We start from the raw sequence: 17,238 nt of genomic DNA on the forward strand, positions 1-17,238 counted from the left end.
TTTATCACAAAAATTCTTTTACTTGAAAATTTGGCTTTGAAGGGATGGAAGGGGAGGATAAAAATTCAATGTAATGCCTTAACACACTACATTACAGACATTTTTTGCTATTTCCTATTCAGGACTAAAACCCTATCTTTGCCAACTCTTAAAAAATAAACAACATTGCAATGAGAGTACTGGTTAGCATTTTTGCTGGTTTTTTAATTCTTATCTCCCTTTACCAGCTATCTTTTACATGGTTTGTAAATAAACATGAAAAAGAGATAGCGGCGCAAGCAGAGCTATACATCAGCAACAATTATGAAGCAGCTGCTGCAAAGTATCCTGAAAGCAAGGAGGCACAAAGCCTTTATCAGGATTCATTAAACCTCATCCGTAAGTTTTATGCGGACAGTTTATTAGATGCCAGCAAAGAAGACAAAATCACCTGGTGGGGTCATTCTTACCAGAAAGCTAAGGAAAAAGAGTTATTACTCGGCTTAGATTTACAGGGCGGTATGAACGTAACAATGGATATCGCTTTAGATGGATTAATCAAAGGCTTGTCTAATAACGCTTCAGACCCGATCATCGTAAGTGCTATTGATGAAGCCAACCGTTTAAAATTAAACAGTGATCAGAACTACATTACGTTGTTTGATCAGGCCATCAAGAAACTTCACCCGAACGTACAATTAGCTCCTTTATTCGCGAATCCGAACCGTAGCTTAAACGCCAACGCTTCCAACGATGACGTGATTAAGTACATTCGCACCCAGGCTGACGCTGCAATGAGTCAAACCTATCAAGTATTAAGAAAACGTATCGATAAATTCGGAGTTGCCCAACCTAATATTTCTCTGGATGAAAATAAAGGTATTATTACCGTAGAACTGGCAGGAGCTTCTGATCCTGACCGTGTTCGTACCTATTTACAATCTACTGCGAACTTACAATTCTGGGAAGTATATACATTAGCTGACAACGCTATCCAAACAGGTTACCAGAATGCTGACAAAGCATTGGAAACTATTTTATATGGCAATGAAATCGCTGCTAAAGATTCTATCGCAAAAGCCAATAATTTATCTGATTCAGCAAAAGCACTGGCAGATAGTATTTTCCTGGCTGAGCGTGCAAATCCTTTAATGCGTATTCTACAACCGGCTTTCCCTTCAGCAGATGAGAATGGCAGACCGCATTATGCAGGTTTCATCGGTTCTTCTTTAATTAAAGATACTGCCCTTGTTAACGCTTACCTTAAAATGAATGCAGTGAAAAACTCTTTCCCTGCAAACGCTAAATTCCTTTGGGGTAAACAAGAAAGAGACGCACAAGGATCTTTATTACCTTACTTAAACTTATACGCCATCAAAACCATCCCTGGTAAAGAAGGTGCTGAGTTGGAAGGTAACGCTATTGAAGACGCTGCTCAACAATTCGATCAGATTACCAATGAAGTGGGTGTTAGTATGACAATGACTAATGCCGGTGCTAAAGTCTGGTCTAAAATGACTGAAAGAAATATCAATAAACCAATTGCGATTGTTTTAGATGATATCGTTTATACAGCTCCTAACGTAAATCAGAAAATCGACGGTGGTCAATCAAGAATTACTTTAGGCAGAGGTGGTAATGACAAAAATGCTGCGGTTGAAGAAGCAAATGACATCGCTAATATCTTAAAGAGTGGTAAACTGGATGCACCGGCTAAAATCGTTCAGGAGCAGGTAGTAGGACCAACTTTAGGTGAAGAAGCCATCAAAGGTGGTATTTTATCATTCTCTATTTCTTTTGTGGCGATCTTCTTATTGATGATCATTTACTATAACTCAGCAGGTATCGTTGCCAATATTGCATTGATCTTAAACTTACTATTAACTTTCGGTATATTAAGTTCTTTAAATGCTACATTAACTGCTGCAGGTATCGCAGGTTTAGTATTAACCATCGGTATGGCGGTTGATACGAACGTGTTGATCTTCGAGCGTATCAAAGACGAATTAATACATGGCCACTCTCATGAACAAGCCGTTAATCTCGGTTATAAACGTTCACTGGCTCCGGTATTAGACGGTCACATTACCTCATTATTAACAGCGATCATCCTCTTTATTTACGGTTTAGGTCCGGTATTAGGGTTTGCTACCACTCAGATCATCGGTTTATTATTATCAATGTTCTGTGGAATCGTTATTTCTCGTTTAATCACTGATTTCTACATGAGAAATGGCAAACACTTTAACTACTTTACCAACCTGTCTAAAAAGATCTTTGCACACCCGCAATACAACTTTACCAAAATGCGTAAGACTGCCTATATTTTCTCTGGTATTCTTTGTATTCTTGGTATCGCTTCTTTCTTCAACGGATTTAACCAGGGGGTTGAGTTCAGCGGAGGTAGATCATTTATCGTAAACTTCCACGCTCCTGCCGATCAGGAAGGAATCCGTGAGAAATTAACTGCGGTATTCGATAACAAAGCACCGATCTTAAAAACATACGGTAGCAACCAGAAATTAGAAATCACTACCGATTATAAAATCAACGAAGGTGGTGTACAAGCTGATTCTGCTGTATTATATACATTATATGAAGGCTTGCAAGGCTTCTATCCTGCAGGATTAAGTTTCGCAGACTTCGCTACAAATAAATATGTAGAAGGTACCAAAAAAGTTGACCCAACAATTTCTGATGACTTGAAAACTGGTGCGTCATGGGCTACTTTCTGGAGCGTAATACTGATTACACTTTATATCTTCATCCGTTTCCGTGACCTGAGGTTCTCTATCGGAACCATCATTTCACTGATACACGATGCTTTAATTACATTAGCTGTATTCTCGTTCTTAAAAGACGTAATGCCGTTTAGCTTAGAAATTGACCAGCACTTTATCGCTGCCATCTTAACGGTTATCGGTTTCTCAATGAACGATACGGTGGTTGTATATGACAGGATTCGTGAATATGCAGGGAAAATGAAAGGAATCAGTAAAGAAGACCTTGTAAACAAAGCGATTAACGATACATTATCACGTACGATTATGACTTCTGTTACAGTATTCTTAACCGTATTGATTCTGTTCCTGGTAGGTGGAGAAGTTACAAAAGGTTTCGCATTCGCTATGTTGGTGGGTGTTGTTGCCGGTACTTATTCATCCATTTTCGTGGCTGCTCCGATCATTGTAGACTTCCTGAAAAACAAACCTCTTTCAGGTTATAAACAAGACTCTACAAAGTAGTGCAACATTAAAATTCAATCGATTACACATACCCCCCAATTCGTTGGGGGGATTTTTTTTACCCCAAATTGGGGAGAAAATTGCATTTTGAGAAGGGTACATATTTTGCAATGTCTCATTAACTAACGTTAATGATATACTATTAGAGGAACTGTAAGCATAAAACTCATCAAAAAAGATTACATGAACGAACATAAATTTAAAGTCCTACTGGCCGAAGATGATGATATGTTAGGTGGCCTGATCAAGAACCATTTGACCATGGCCGGATATGAAGTAGAACAATGTACCGATGGCAGAACAGCAATTGAACGTTTCGATAAAACTAAATTTGATATCTGTATACTCGACGTAATGCTTCCGGTGAAAGATGGATTAACCGTTGCTAAGAAAATACGACAGATGAGTGATATCATTCCTATTATTTTTCTGACGGCAAGGCTGATGGAAGAAGATAAAATCATGGGATTCAAAACAGGAGCCGACGATTATATCACTAAGCCCTTCAGCATGAAAGAATTGCTGTTGAGAATGGATGTATTTCTCCGCAGAACTAAAAAACTCTATTCAGATCAGGGTATTAAATACAATATCGGCAGTATGAAATTTTCTTATACTGACCTGAAATTGGAAACGCCTAATAATCAGTATAATCTTACTCAAAAAGAGGCTGATTTATTGAAGTTTTTGTGTCAGCATGCCAATCGTGTTTTAAAAAGAGATGAGGTATTACTGAATGTATGGGGCAAAGATGACTACTTTCTTGGCAGAAGTATGGATGTATTCATGACCAAACTAAGAAAGTTTTTTAAAGATGATCCGGAGGTAAATCTTGAAACCATCCACGGCGTAGGTTTCAGGTTTAATGCAAATATCCTGGCATAATATTCAGAAAAGCTGTTTTCTTTTAAGGCCATTACTATTTTCAAATACAACACTCCCCTTTGAGACAATGCTATAAAATCGGCAACAATACTCATAGGGGAGTTTTTTATGCTTACTTTACAAAGTATTAAGTATTAAACGAGCTTCCACAGCCACAGGTTTTTGATGCATTGGGATTACTAAAGCTGAATCCACGGGCATTCAGTCCATCTAGCCAATCGATTTCCATTCCTGACACATAAATTCCGTGTGCCGGTAACATTATATATTGAATTCCTTCAAATTCATATAACTCATCCGCTTCCTGCTTATCATCAAATCCGAGTAAATAGGTGAAACCGGAACAGCCTCCACCCTTCACCCCTACCCGTAAGAATTTGGTGGTATCAAATTCCGGAGCAGTGATTATACGCTTCAATTCAGTCAACGCTCCGGCCGTAAATAAAATAGGCCCCTTGTTCATATTGCATAAATTTTCAGTCAAATGTACAAATTGTTTACTCATTAGCGTTCATATAAATGTCAAACGCTTTCATCATTAATTCATTACATTTGTTACTCAAAATTCAGCTTTAAAATGTACGACGAATACTTACTCCCCGCCGTATTAGTGGCTCTTCTTATTGCAGGTGCTTATATGTTCTTTTTAATGAGAAAAAATAAGCAGGAAATCAAAGAAACATTAGATCAGCATAAAAAAACAGTGGATTCTGAAAATCCTGCCAGACAATTGCAACTACAATCCTATGAACGACTCATATTACTGGCAGATAGAATTTCATTACCCAATATTATCACCCGCGTCGGTTCTAATGTAACCGGTACAGCCAGGGAAATGCAGATTCTTTTAACGCAAACGATCAAACAGGAATTCGAATACAATGTAACCCAACAGATTTATGTTTCAAAAGAAGCCTGGGACGCTGTTACCAATTTAAAAGATCAGAATATTCTGATCATTAATCAGGTAGCATCGTTTTTACCGGAAGGTGCACAATGCCAGGACCTGAACAGGGCCATTCTGGAAATGCTGGTAGAACACCCTAAAGCATCGCTTCACACGATTGTGATGGAAGTGCTCAGTTATGAAGCGAAAAAACTCTTATAATTTTAGTTACGATTGCTATGAATGAAAAAATTAAACAAACTGATAGTGGAATTATTGTAGACCGCTTGTATACAAAAGATGCTGCAAACTATCAGGAAATGAACGAACAACCCGGTGAATTTCCTTTTACCCGTGGCGTTCAACCTGACATGTACCGCGGCCGGTTCTGGACCATGCGTCAATACGCCGGATTTTCAACGGCCGAAGAAAGTAACCGGCGTTATCATTATTTGTTATCACAAGGTGTAATGGGTTTGAGCGTTGCTTTTGACCTCCCTACACAAATAGGATACGACAGTGACCACCAGCTATCAAATGGAGAAGTAGGTAAAGTGGGTGTAGCAATTGACAGTTTAGAAGATATAGAACAATTGTTTGAAGGAATTGAGTTAGAAAAAGTTTCTACTTCAATGACCATCAATGCAACAGGGTTTATACTGCTTGCTTTTTATGTAGCACTGGCAAAAAAACAAGGGGCAGACTTATCAAAAGTTTCAGGTACCATCCAAAACGATATATTAAAAGAATATGCAGCCAGAGGAACTTATATTTATCCTCCGAAAGCATCAATGAGAATCATTACCGATATCTTTGAGTGGTGCAGTACAGATTTACCAAAATGGAATACAATCTCTATTTCCGGATACCATATCCGTGAAGCCGGTAGTACTGCCGCACAGGAAATCGCTTTCACACTTAGTAACGGAAAAGCATATGTGAAGGCTGCACTTGAAAAAGGATTAGACATTAATGTATTCGGTAAAAGATTATCTTTCTTTTTCAACTCACACAATAACCTGTTTGAAGAAGTAGCAAAATTCAGAGCCGCCAGAAGAATGTGGGCCAATATGATGAAATCATTAGGAGCCACCGACCCTAAAGCAATGATGTTACGCTTTCACACTCAAACCGGTGGTTCTACCCTTACAGCCCAGCAACCGCTGAATAATATTTCAAGAGTAACCATTCAAACATTAGCAGCCGTATTGGGAGGAACACAATCTTTACACACCAATGGTTATGACGAAGCTTTGAGTTTACCGACCGAAGAAGCAGCAAGAATTGCACTCAGAACACAACAGATCGTTGCCTATGAAAGCGGTGTAACAGATACTGTAGACCCTTTGGCTGGTTCTTACTTTGTTGAAAGCCTTACCAACGAAATGGAAGCTGCTGCACAACTAATCATTGATAAAATTGATGTACTGGGAGGAAGTGTTGCAGCAATTGAAGAAGGTTTTATTCAGGATGAAATTGCAAAATCTGCATATGTTTATCAAAAAGAAATCGAACAACAGCAAAAAATAATCGTCGGCGTTAATCAGTTTCAGGTAAAACAGGAAGATAAAATTCCTGTTTTCAAAATTGACGACAGCATTCAAACTAAACAAATAGAAAAGCTGCACCAACTTAAATCAAAAAGAGATCAGCAAAAAGCAATAGCCTGCCTGCAAAAAATAGAAGCTGCTGCCAACAACGGATCTAACCTGATGCCGGTGGTCATCGAAGCGGTAGAAGCTTATTGTACTTTAGGCGAAATCGCCAATACACTTAGAAAAGTTTTTGGAGAGTACCAGGCAAGTTGATCAGTTAAGAATTAAACATTAAGAATTAAGAGTCATTAAAATTTTGTATAAAAAGATCTGTAAATAACACAAAGGCACGAATATTCTTATTCGTGCCTTTGTAGCTATATGATTTACAAACTTTCAGTTCAATTTCATTCTTTTTCTTACTCAATACATTAACTTTAAGAAAACCGACTGGCATGAGAAAAATTTTCACGCTGGGGATTTCTTGTATATTCTTTACATCACCCCTATTTTCACAAAAGGCAGAAAAAAAGATTGCTGCTGCTGCAAAAGAAGTTTTACCACAGGTTATTGAATGGAGAAGGCATTTGCACCAGTATCCCGAATTATCCAACCGCGAGGAAAAAACGGCTGCTTATATTCTTGAGCAATTACAACCACTCGGATTAGAGATTCAGTACCCTGTAGCACATCACGGCATTGTTGCTGTTTTGAAAGGTGGCAAACCAGGACCTGTAATTGCACTACGGGCTGACATTGACGCGCTTCCGATCAAAGAAGAAGTAGACATTCCCTTTAAATCGATACAAACCACTCAGTTTAATGGTCAGACGGTCGGTATCATGCATGCCTGCGGGCACGATGCCCATACTGCCATGCTGCTGGGAGCTGCAAAAATATTGAGCGGAATGCGTAAAGATATTCCCGGTACGGTGAAGTTTATATTTCAGCCGGCTGAAGAAGGTGTACCCGCAGGTGAAAAAGGTGGTGCTTCACTCATGATTGAAGAAGGAGCACTTAAACAACCCGATGTTGATGTTATTTATGGTGCACATATGTCTTCAGGCTTACCGGTTGGCACAATCGGTTATAAGCCGGGCGCCACTCTCGCTTCCTCTGCTAATTTTAAGATCATTGTTCACGGTAAACAAGCGCATGGGGCAAGACCCTGGCAAGGAGCAGATCCGATCGTTATAGCCGCTCAGATCATCGTACAACTACAACAGATTGTTAGCAGGGAAACTCCTTTAACCCAGGCCCCTGCCATTATCTCAGTGGGGAAGATCAATGCCGGCGTACGACACAATATTGTACCCGAAGAAGCTGTATTGGAAGGTACCATCAGATTATTAGAAAGAGACTTCCAGGATAATACCTTCCGCCGCATTGAAGAAATTGCCAAAGGAGTAGCCAGATCAATGGGAGGAGAAGCCTCTGTCAATATTATTCCGAATAACTATGTTACACACAATGATGAAAAACTAACGGCTCATGCTGTCAGGGCTTTGGAAAAAGCAGTTGGTAAAGATAATCTTCAGCTCACCTCATGGGGAACCGCTGCAGAAGACTTTTCACATTTTGCCCGACAGGTTCCGGGTTTTTATTTTACGGTTGGCGGTAAAGCTACAGACCTGCCCGCAGCACAAGCTCCACCCCACCATTCACCTATCTTCTACATAGACGATAGTCGCCTCGATGTTGGCGTAAAAGCATTTGTTTATCTCGTGTTTAACGGTATCCCTCAACCTTAATGCAACAACTATGAGAAAGATATTTTTATTATTATATAGTTTTATATCCCTCCCCACCTTCTTCTATGCACAATCATCAATATCTGTTGACCAGCGAATTGCAGCAGAAGCAAACAAAATAAATCAACAGGTAATTGAGTGGAGAAGGCATCTTCACCAACACCCGGAGCTATCGAACAGAGAGTTTGAAACCGCAGCATTTGTAAAAGCTTTATTAAAAGAAATGGGCCTTGACGTGAAAACCAATATTGCCCATACGGGAGTAGTCGCTACACTAAAGGGCGGTAAACCCGGTCCGGTAATCGGACTCAGAGCCGATATGGATGCATTACCTGTGCTGGAACGGGGGGATCTTCCTTTTAAGTCAACAGCCAAAGGAATTTATAACGGTGAAGAAGTTCCCGTCATGCATGCCTGTGGTCATGACGCACATGTTGCCATGTTACTGGGAGCGGCAAAAGTATTATCCTCTATGCGCGATCAGGTACCCGGAACGATCAGGTTTGTATTTCAGCCGGCAGAAGAAGGTGCACCAGCAGGTGAAAAAGGAGGCGCACCGCTAATGATTGCCGAAGGTATCATGGATAATCCTGCAATAGAAGCTATGTTCGGTATTCATATTTCTGCTGAGCAGGACCTTGGAACCATAGCCTACCGGTCTGGTGGTCTGGCAGCCTCAAGCGACCGGTTAACGATTAAGGTGAAAGGAAAACAAACACATGGAGCATCGCCATGGCAAGGTGTTGACCCGATCGTTATCAGTGCCAATATCATCACGGCACTACAAACAGTAGTATCGCGTCAAACAGAACTGACCAAATCACCATTGGTGGTTACCATCGGAAAAATTGACGGTGGCATAAGGAGTAATATCATTCCTGAAGAAGTAGTAATGGACGGCACTATCCGTTGCCTTGATGCCACCGTTCAGGAAAAAGCGCATGAAAAAATTAAACAGGTAGCAGAAGAAATCGGCAAAACGATGGGAGCCGATGTTACGGTGACCATCAGAAAATCGACGCCGGTATTAGCGAATAACGAACAACTGGTAAATTATTCTATACCCGCCTTAATTAAAGCCGCCGGAAAAGATAAAGTGTATGCCGGCGAATGGGGAACAGGTGCTGAAGATTTTGCTTTTTACGGACATCGTGCACCGATCTTCTTTTTCAGAGTAGGCGCCAGGCCCGTACATTTAAGCAAAGAAGAAGCATTTTCACATCACACACCCGACTTTTACATTGATGACAGCCGCTTAGATGTAGGTGTAAAAGCTTTTGCGTATATTGTAATGAACGGAATACCCGCGAAATAACCAAACTATCACTTATGAGAAAATTTCATCAGGGTCTGCTATTCGCATTGCTGTTACCTGCATTTGGTGCTGCTCAGAAAAAGACCTCCATCGATCAGCTGATCGTCTCCAATGCCAATGACATTTTACCGCAGGTCATTGAATGGCGCCGGCATTTGCACCAATACCCTGAGTTATCTAATAGAGAAGAAAAAACTGCACAATACATTGCAGAGAAGTTGCGTGCGATGGGAATAGAAGTGCAAACCGGCATTGGTAAACACGGTGTTGTAGGAATACTCAAAGGAAAAAATGCCGGCCCCGTAGTGGCGTTACGCGCCGATATGGACGGATTACCGGTTTTGGAAAGAGCAAATCTCCCCTACAAATCAGTAGAAAAAGGAGAATACAACGGAGAAACCGTTCCTGTTATGCATGCCTGCGGGCATGATTCACATATGGCAATGCTATTAGGCGCAGCCAAAGTATTAACCACTTTAAAAGATCAACTATCCGGCACCGTTAAATTTATATTTCAACCGGCAGAAGAAGGTGCACCAGACGGTGAAGAAGGTGGTGCTCCACTAATGATCAAAGAAGGTGTTATGCAAAATCCGAAAGTAGATGCCATCTTCGGTATTCATATCTCCGCTCAATTGCCGATTGGTACCATCGCTTATAAGTCAGGGCCCTTCATGGCAGCCTCCGACTGGTTTAAAATTATCGTGAACGGTAAACAATCACATGGTTCTACGCCATGGACTGGTGTTGATCCGATTGTAGTCGGAACTACCATCACCAATGCATTACAGACAATAGTATCGCGCCAGTCTGATCTGACCAAAGCACCGGTAGTGATCACTGTAGGAAAATTTCATAGCGGCGTAAGAAGTAATATCATACCTGAACAGGCTATTCTGGAAGGAACGATCAGAACATTAGATAAAAACATGCAGGAAGAAGTACATGCACGCATCATAAAAGTATCCAGAGAAGTGGGAGAAGCAATGGGTGCGAGGATAGATGTGAGTATTGACAAAAAAACTGCACTGACCTACAATGATCCTGCATTAGTAGAACGTACATTACCCTCTTTGGAAAAAGCTGTGGGAGGAAAACAAAATCTGGTACAAAGTACCTGGATTACCGGAGCTGAAGATTTTTCGTTTTATGGAGAACATGCCCCCGCCTTCTTTTTTAATGTGGGAGGCAGACCTGCCAATGTAAGTTTGGAAGCATCTTTCCCACACCACACTCCTGACTTCATTTTAGATGACAGCCGGTTAGATGTTGGAGTGAAAGCTTTTGTGCAAATCGTATTTGATTATACAAATAAGAAATAATTAAACTACCATTAAGGAATTTAGAAATTAAGAAGATTCTAAATTCCTCCTGTGTTTGAAAAGGGAATTTGAAACATGAAGAAAATGATGGTATGAAGGTAAAGCAGCGCGGAATACAGCACTTCATTCGCTTTTCAGCTTCATTCCCTTCATGTTAAAATGGTGATCATAAGATAGAATAAGCCAAAGCGAAGCGGCAGGAGCTTCTTAATTTCTTCTATGTTTGAAAATCGAATTTGAAACATGAAGAAAATGAAGGTATGAAGGTAACGCAGCGCGGAACACAGCACTTCATTCGCTTTTCAGCTTCATTCTCTTCATGTTAAAATGGTGATCATAAGATAGAATAAGCCAAAGCGAAGCGGCAGGAGCTTCTTAATGATTCAATTATATCAATGTTTAAACGAAAGATAATTCTTAATCAATTCCTCTACTGTCATCATCTGTTCACCTAATACAAAGTTTGACCAGTCTTTAGCCGGTGCGAGGGTTTCAAGCACCAGAAATAAACTAAAGCCCTCATCCTGCGACCACCATTTTCTATTTCTTCTTACGCCTGCGATGGCAGTTTCTTTTGAAAGATTTGCACCCTGCGGATGAATCAGCCATACATACATGCTATACTGGCCCAACCCCTCCATTGTTAAAAACAAAGGGTCGAGCTGTTGAAATACCTCAAAAGAATCTTTGAAGAACTGTTGACGTCTGAACTGCATGGTTTTTAAAACACCTTCGATATTATCACTGGTAATAGGGCGTTGGTCTAAAAATGTTAATTCCACTCTGTAAATGCCAAGATACTTTTCGTTCGACGCAAAAATATGCTGTATCAGGTCGTCTGACAACTCATAATGTTCAGGAATTTGTTTTTCTAATGCAGTAATCTTCTTTCCGTATGTTTTCATTTGCTGACAATGTGAAAATTCATGCAAAAAAACGCCGGTTAAAAGATTTTCAAGTCCTAACTCTTTACTCTCTACACCCGCCTGTTGCCAGAAAGAGGGCAAGGGCATAATAAAAAAGGTAGATAATTTAGCGGTATCTGCTACAGAAGCATACGAGTAAATATTCAATGGAAGCGTATCTCTGTTAGGCAATACCAGATTACCGTTGTGCAAAGCTTTTTTCCATTGCAGTTTTTGTTGTTTTAGAGAAGGACCTGCTACTATCTTCCCTTTAGGGATGGTAACGGCAGAAGTGGAATACACATATTTTTCATCATAAAATACAAAGTCTACGGGCAAAAAAGTCTTCATCTGGTAAACCTGCTGGTAAACTAATTCCCAGGCATTAAACCACTTCCCTACTGCCTCTTTAAACTCTTTATCAGGGGTATTTGTTTGTGCACTCAGCAACAGCTGTGAACAACAAAACAAACAGATCATTAAATAACGCATGACTATAATAAATTAGGTACTGAACAAATATAACGGCTTAGCCCGTAAAAACTGTACAGAATCAGGATAAAGTAAAGTCTAACTTATCCAGTTCTTTGCCATTTACAATAATACTGATCTGGTGTTTACCCGGATAATAATTACGGGTTGTAATTAATTTGAAAGAGTGTTTTTTCTGAATATCCAGCAATTGATCCGGATAAACTTCTTTCTCAGTGATTTTAAATACTTTCTTGGCACTAAGGTCTTTTAATCTTTTGAAATACACTGCATATTCTAACCGTACATACTGTTTAACGGCCGCTTTATTTTCAATTACCGCTTCAAAAAAGAGGTCATTTCCTATCTGTACTTTTTTATTCTTCAGTTTGAAACTACTGCAAATAATATTGGAAGCATCGAGCTGATAAAAATCGAGTACACCGGTATGTCCGGCTTTCAGCAAAGTTCTGAGGGCGTGTTTAATTAATTGATCCGTTTGTGGAGAAGTTCCTTTCCATCCTTTTAAAAACTTCAATACCTCTTCGGGGTGATCTTTTGAAATATCATTCAGATGGTTCGCTACACTTTTACGCACATAGGCAGAAGAGTCATTCATCAGCAGGCTTAATACCGGAAATAAAGGTGCTGGATTTTTTTTAAACGCCGGAATAGCCATCCCCCAGGGCAGGCGTGGTCGTATGCCTTCACTGGCGAGTCGACGTACGTGTTCGCTTTTATGACGCGTCCATTTAGTAGCTATTTTCAATACAGCATCCGCATCTTCAATAATAAACGGCCTGATAGCAAATTCACAGGAAATGAACTGCGTAACGCGTTCAAATGCATTCAACGATAGCTTGAAGTGACTTAAACCATAATCGGCGATATACTGAGGAAAAAAAATGTATTCTAACCGGTGCTGAATTCCCTGATTTTGCAGATGTTTAATTACATCGAGTAATATATTCAGTGCTGTTTTAAAATCACCGGGTAAAAAATCGTGTAAGGTAGCAGTGGTATGGTTGAGTCTCTCTTTCCATTCCATTTGCTTAAACCCGTTGGGCATTACCTGTTTTACAAATCTATCTGCATCAAAAGCAGCGTAAACGGTTTTGAACTCTTTTGCGAGAAACTGGTAATAAGATTTATTGTAAATGTCCTTGATCAGGCTCATATGATGAAATTAGATAATAAAAGTAAGACAGGCGGGGGGAAATGCAAAAGAAATATAAAAGCCGGTCACTCAATTACCAGTTAATGTAATGAAGAAATGGCACCATTCAGGAAGGAAGGATTTAAGTTTTCGGGTTGATCAGTCAGATAACTGATCAGCATTATTTGCGTGGAATGAGATCGTTATTCAATCATCCAGTCAGAATGCGCATCACCTCTGCTGGCAACGGCATTAAAAGGTAAATCGGCCACTTCCAGTACGGTATCGTCTAATTTTATAATTTCTTCTAAAGTAACCAATCTATATTCTTCGTCGGGCAGGTCAATTTCTTCACCTGAAAACTGCCAGAAGCCGTCTTCAAAATGGGCTACGATCAATATGGGTGAATGTCCGCTTAAAACATCTTTCGACACGATTACTTTTGTATCTAACGCTTCCTGAAATGTTTTCATAGATAATCTTTATCAAACTTTGATTTGCAAAAACTAACAACTCCTTCTAATAAGTTACGAAAAAAAGTTGATTTTACCAAAAAAATCTTGATAACAGTACATACGCTGACGATGGAACAGCTGATCAAAAATTACAGACTTTACTATACACGAACACCGGACGCAATCCGACGCGAGCGAGGGATATAAAAAAACGACAGGGTATAAACCTTGTCGTTATAAAATAAATTATATTATCTGAAAACTTCTCCAACTAAAAGTACTTTTACATTATACACCGGACACAGTCCGGCGCGAGCGGTGAGGCTTCTTTAAATACTTTCATACAGATGATCTTTATCCTGTTTTAATTACAAAAATACGACCAACTCCTTCTTATAAGATACAAAAAAAATATTGAAAAATCAAAATATTTTTGAACTACACCAGCTATACCATTTATCCTCTCGAAAAAAAATAACGACAGGCTTGAAAGCCTGTCGTTATTAACAATCAGATATTTTAAACTAAAAAAGTATTATTCTATTTACACCGGATACAATCCGGCGCGAGGGGGGGAATATTTTTTATTCAAATGGTTTATCTCCAATAGCAAAAGGATTAAAACCTTTTGGCAATTTTTCTATTAATAATGAGAAAATATCCCATATTCCATCTCTCCACATATATGAATCATAAATTAGATCTTCATTATAATACATTTCTACACGTGGAGCACTAGACTCGCCATCTGCTTTAGAAGGATTTATTTTAAGTGTATTTACTCTATTCCAGAATATGGTAACGGAGTCTATGACAAATGTATCACTACGTATTATAGTTTCAGCCTTAAAAGGATCTTTATAATAAGTAGAAAATCCTTTTTCCACAAACCCTTTACCTTTTTTATCAATTACAATACTATAATACTTATTAACAAAACGTATGTCTGTTCTAAAAACATCATTAACAACAGGTTTGCTTAAACTACAAGCATAACAAAGTATTATTATAGCTATTACAACCAAACTTTTTTTATATTTTTTTAACTTATCCGGGGAAAGTATAACTCTTTCTTTGACTTTTTCCTTGTTCATATCTTAAACTATTTTCGTTAGGATAAATATCCTCCTTTTGAAATAGACTCCGTTTGTGTACGCCCCTTATCATCGTTATAAACGAGCTTAGAATTACCTTCCATTCTTTCGCCATTCATTTCAACTATAACATGAATAAATTCATGATTAAACATATCTGTCATTGATAACGTTTCCAATTGAGCCTTACCATTTTTCAACCATAAAAATTGTGTACTACCTCAATAAAAGTTATAACATCTGTACCCATACCATTAAACATATTAGTAACATCCCCTGCTGTAGCTTCTGTTGCAGCACCACTTATTCCTGATCGAATATTTGATTTATCTCTTTTATACTTAAATCCTTTTTTGTTATTTCGTTTTTACCAAGTATACTATCACTGGGAGCCATTCCATCCGGGTCAATAAACCTTATCGGATTATCAAAGGCATAATTATACGGGCTGTGCCTGCGCATCTGATCTGCCAACGGATCTACCACGCCCCATCTTCCAATTTGTGCATCATACATTCGGGCACCATAATCCAACCATTCTAATCCACTGCCATTACTGAACTCGTTACGTTGTTCTTCTTTGCCGTTGTACTTGAACTTGTTACCCGGATCTCCAAATCCTAAAGCCTTGCTACTGATGCCCTGCATCACCAATCCAAATGGATAATAGTGTCTTGGAAGAACTAATATAAGTTTTTATTTGGTATTGATTTCACTGTGATTCTTTCGGTGGGGTTAGCCCATTCTAATAAGGTACAATAAAAATATTGAAAAATCAAAATCGGTCATACTATATCAACTATACAATTTATCCTCTCGAAAAAAAATAACGACAGGCTTTCAAGCCTGTCGTTATTAACAATCAGATATTTTAAACTAAAAAGTATTATTTTATTTACACCGGATACAATCCGGCGCGAGAGGGGGGGCTTATACAATACATTCATTCCTATTTATTTTTTTAATAAATAAACAAGAAAAATACTTAAACCAAACAATCCTAACAATATAAAAGAAATAATATTCTGTATCACAGATTCATTAGGATGCAAAATTATATCTGATCCAGATAAATATTTCATTTCAATCAAATCACCAACTTTATGGCTTTCACAGAATCTTCCTCTTGTCGCTTTCGCATAAGTTTTTCCCTCATAACTATAATCAACAAAATATCGAACCCTAGATCCCAAGCATGATAAAGGTAATTTCTCGATACGCATACTTACAATTGTACCATTTCTGAAAACATTAAGTTTTTCTCGTTGACCTAATATTATAAGTAAAGATCCTACAAAAAAAAGTAATCCAGCAACTATTGAAATTGTTCTCATTATAACTATTTTATATTAGTATACTTTTATTGTGGCAGACGATTTTTTATAGATGTATTATCTTTAGCTTTTTTTTCATGATCTGGTAATGTCATAATTACATTCGGTATAGCTTCAGGTTTTATTGAATTACCGATACCCTCTAATAAGGTTGGTAAAATGGCTCCGGTTGAAATCTGAACAACAGAATTAGTTGTTTTTTTATTTTTTACTTCCTTCGTTAAATCTGTTACGGTTTTCCTTCGTCCAGAACTATTAGGATCTCCTTTAGCAATTCTTTCAGCTCTATCAAGTTGTCGTTCTTTAAATGTGATTGAATTTTCAGAAAAAATCTTAGTTTTTTCAGCGACCCTACCTCCAATCTCTCCTAACGTAATATCAGTAAATGTTGTCATAAAAGAAACAGATCCACTCTCATTATATTGTGTAGCCATTGATTCTGCTGTATTAATGAGAACATCTGCTCCTTTTACAAGAAGTTTTGCGGCCTGGCTTTTGGGAACTAATGCTGATACCCCACCACTTAATGCACCAGCAGCTGTGGAAATAATCATAGCATTTCCATCTATTTCCGTAACCGATTCGTATACAGATTTACCTTTTGATAAATTAACCGCTACTTGTGTTCCATACTCAACAGCGGCCCCGATAATAGCTCCTATTATACAGGTTGGGCACTTTCCATCTGGATCATTATATTTTGCAGGATTATTAAATCCAAACTGATAAGGTGTTAAACTCTCTTGTCCTCCATCCTCACTCAGAGGATCTATCTGGATAAACCTACCCGTCTGTGCATCATAGGTTCTTGCATTAAAATCATATGTTTCCCAACCACTGCCGTCGCTAAATTCTTTGCGTTGCTCTTCATTGCCGTTATACTTGAACTTGTTTCCAGGATCTCC

General features: G+C 38.7%; 16 protein-coding genes. 7 read left to right on the forward strand and 9 right to left on the reverse strand.

What is annotated here, in order from left to right; all coding sequences use genetic code 11:
- Window positions 1-170: 170 nt before the first annotated feature.
- Window positions 171-3,224 carry a protein translocase subunit SecDF gene (gene secDF / locus D9O48_RS17400; protein WP_126974272.1) on the forward strand — a complete coding sequence of 1,018 codons (3,054 nt, stop codon included), beginning with the start codon at window positions 171-173 and terminating at the stop codon, window positions 3,222-3,224.
- 183 nt (window positions 3,225-3,407) lie between these two features.
- Window positions 3,408-4,109: a response regulator transcription factor gene (locus D9O48_RS17405; RefSeq protein WP_126974273.1), complete on the forward strand. Its 702-nt coding sequence runs from the start codon at window positions 3,408-3,410 to the stop codon at window positions 4,107-4,109.
- A 127-nt stretch (window positions 4,110-4,236) separates the two neighbouring features.
- Here D9O48_RS17405 and D9O48_RS17410 read toward each other — a convergent pair whose 3' ends face one another.
- Window positions 4,237-4,572, reverse strand: a complete 336-nt coding sequence (locus tag D9O48_RS17410) for a HesB/IscA family protein (protein ID WP_126974274.1) — start codon at window positions 4,570-4,572, stop codon at window positions 4,237-4,239.
- A 114-nt stretch (window positions 4,573-4,686) separates the two neighbouring features.
- Here D9O48_RS17410 and D9O48_RS17415 point away from each other — a divergent pair, with 114 nt between their 5' ends.
- The 5 genes from D9O48_RS17415 to D9O48_RS17435 all read left to right on the forward strand — a co-directional run bounded on the left by D9O48_RS17415 (window position 4,687) and on the right by D9O48_RS17435 (window position 10,918).
- Window positions 4,687-5,217 (forward strand): DUF7935 family protein, encoded by a 531-nt coding sequence (locus D9O48_RS17415; protein ID WP_126974275.1) that lies wholly within the window; start codon window positions 4,687-4,689, stop codon window positions 5,215-5,217.
- 17 nt (window positions 5,218-5,234) lie between these two features.
- On the forward strand, window positions 5,235-6,803 hold the full coding sequence (locus tag D9O48_RS17420) for an acyl-CoA mutase large subunit family protein (protein ID WP_126974276.1): 1,569 nt from the start codon (window positions 5,235-5,237) through the stop codon (window positions 6,801-6,803).
- Between the two features lie 182 nt (window positions 6,804-6,985).
- Window positions 6,986-8,281, forward strand: a complete 1,296-nt coding sequence (locus D9O48_RS17425) for an amidohydrolase (protein ID WP_126974277.1) — start codon at window positions 6,986-6,988, stop codon at window positions 8,279-8,281.
- Window positions 8,282-8,291: 10 nt separating this feature from the next.
- Complete coding sequence (locus tag D9O48_RS17430; protein WP_126974278.1) at window positions 8,292-9,596, forward strand: amidohydrolase; 1,305 nt, start codon at window positions 8,292-8,294, stop codon at window positions 9,594-9,596.
- 14 nt (window positions 9,597-9,610) lie between these two features.
- Window positions 9,611-10,918: an amidohydrolase gene (locus D9O48_RS17435; protein ID WP_126974279.1), complete on the forward strand. Its 1,308-nt coding sequence runs from the start codon at window positions 9,611-9,613 to the stop codon at window positions 10,916-10,918.
- Window positions 10,919-11,310: 392 nt separating this feature from the next.
- Here the strand turns inward: D9O48_RS17435 and D9O48_RS17440 are convergent, their stop codons facing one another.
- The 8 genes from D9O48_RS17440 to D9O48_RS17470 all read right to left on the reverse strand — a co-directional run.
- Complete coding sequence (locus D9O48_RS17440) at window positions 11,311-12,315, reverse strand: hypothetical protein (RefSeq protein WP_126974280.1); 1,005 nt, start codon at window positions 12,313-12,315, stop codon at window positions 11,311-11,313.
- A 61-nt stretch (window positions 12,316-12,376) separates the two neighbouring features.
- The gene (locus D9O48_RS17445; protein WP_126974281.1) at window positions 12,377-13,471 is read right to left on the reverse strand and encodes a DNA alkylation repair protein; all 1,095 of its coding nucleotides are present in this window, start codon (window positions 13,469-13,471) and stop codon (window positions 12,377-12,379) included.
- Window positions 13,472-13,653: 182 nt separating this feature from the next.
- Entirely contained in the window at window positions 13,654-13,923 is a 270-nt protein-coding gene (locus D9O48_RS17450; protein ID WP_126974282.1) for a hypothetical protein, read from the reverse strand.
- Between the two features lie 566 nt (window positions 13,924-14,489).
- Window positions 14,490-14,999 carry a hypothetical protein gene (locus D9O48_RS17455; RefSeq protein ID WP_126974283.1) on the reverse strand — a complete coding sequence of 170 codons (510 nt, stop codon included), beginning with the start codon at window positions 14,997-14,999 and terminating at the stop codon, window positions 14,490-14,492.
- A gap of 17 nt (window positions 15,000-15,016) precedes the next feature.
- On the reverse strand, window positions 15,017-15,178 hold the full coding sequence (locus tag D9O48_RS18815; RefSeq protein WP_158624930.1) for a hypothetical protein: 162 nt from the start codon (window positions 15,176-15,178) through the stop codon (window positions 15,017-15,019).
- 124 nt (window positions 15,179-15,302) lie between these two features.
- The gene (locus tag D9O48_RS17460; protein ID WP_262707395.1) at window positions 15,303-15,689 is read right to left on the reverse strand and encodes an RHS repeat domain-containing protein; all 387 of its coding nucleotides are present in this window, start codon (window positions 15,687-15,689) and stop codon (window positions 15,303-15,305) included.
- A gap of 263 nt (window positions 15,690-15,952) precedes the next feature.
- Window positions 15,953-16,333, reverse strand: a complete 381-nt coding sequence (locus tag D9O48_RS17465; protein ID WP_126974285.1) for a hypothetical protein — start codon at window positions 16,331-16,333, stop codon at window positions 15,953-15,955.
- A 26-nt stretch (window positions 16,334-16,359) separates the two neighbouring features.
- Window positions 16,360-17,238: RHS repeat domain-containing protein (locus D9O48_RS17470; protein ID WP_148114552.1), on the reverse strand; the 879-nt coding region annotated here is incomplete at its 5' end.

Origin of the sequence: Gynurincola endophyticus (assembly GCF_003991195.1) — a bacterium.
Taxonomy (GTDB): Bacteria; Bacteroidota; Bacteroidia; order Chitinophagales; family Chitinophagaceae; genus Gynurincola; species Gynurincola endophyticus.

What these genes read in the sequence shown, in the direction of transcription:
- secDF (WP_126974272.1), top strand. Translation starts at nt 171, where the DNA reads ATGAGAGTACTGGTTAGCATTTTTGCTGGTTTTTTAATTCTTATCTCC.
- D9O48_RS17405 (WP_126974273.1), top strand. Translation starts at nt 3,408, where the DNA reads ATGAACGAACATAAATTTAAAGTCCTACTGGCCGAAGATGATGATATG.
- D9O48_RS17410 (WP_126974274.1), bottom strand. Translation starts at nt 4,572, where the DNA reads ATGAACAAGGGGCCTATTTTATTTACGGCCGGAGCGTTGACTGAATTG.
- D9O48_RS17415 (WP_126974275.1), top strand. Translation starts at nt 4,687, where the DNA reads ATGTACGACGAATACTTACTCCCCGCCGTATTAGTGGCTCTTCTTATT.
- D9O48_RS17420 (WP_126974276.1), top strand. Translation starts at nt 5,235, where the DNA reads ATGAATGAAAAAATTAAACAAACTGATAGTGGAATTATTGTAGACCGC.
- D9O48_RS17425 (WP_126974277.1), top strand. Translation starts at nt 6,986, where the DNA reads ATGAGAAAAATTTTCACGCTGGGGATTTCTTGTATATTCTTTACATCA.
- D9O48_RS17430 (WP_126974278.1), top strand. Translation starts at nt 8,292, where the DNA reads ATGAGAAAGATATTTTTATTATTATATAGTTTTATATCCCTCCCCACC.
- D9O48_RS17435 (WP_126974279.1), top strand. Translation starts at nt 9,611, where the DNA reads ATGAGAAAATTTCATCAGGGTCTGCTATTCGCATTGCTGTTACCTGCA.
- D9O48_RS17440 (WP_126974280.1), bottom strand. Translation starts at nt 12,315, where the DNA reads ATGCGTTATTTAATGATCTGTTTGTTTTGTTGTTCACAGCTGTTGCTG.
- D9O48_RS17445 (WP_126974281.1), bottom strand. Translation starts at nt 13,471, where the DNA reads ATGAGCCTGATCAAGGACATTTACAATAAATCTTATTACCAGTTTCTC.
- D9O48_RS17450 (WP_126974282.1), bottom strand. Translation starts at nt 13,923, where the DNA reads ATGAAAACATTTCAGGAAGCGTTAGATACAAAAGTAATCGTGTCGAAA.
- D9O48_RS17455 (WP_126974283.1), bottom strand. Translation starts at nt 14,999, where the DNA reads ATGAACAAGGAAAAAGTCAAAGAAAGAGTTATACTTTCCCCGGATAAG.
- D9O48_RS17465 (WP_126974285.1), bottom strand. Translation starts at nt 16,333, where the DNA reads ATGAGAACAATTTCAATAGTTGCTGGATTACTTTTTTTTGTAGGATCT.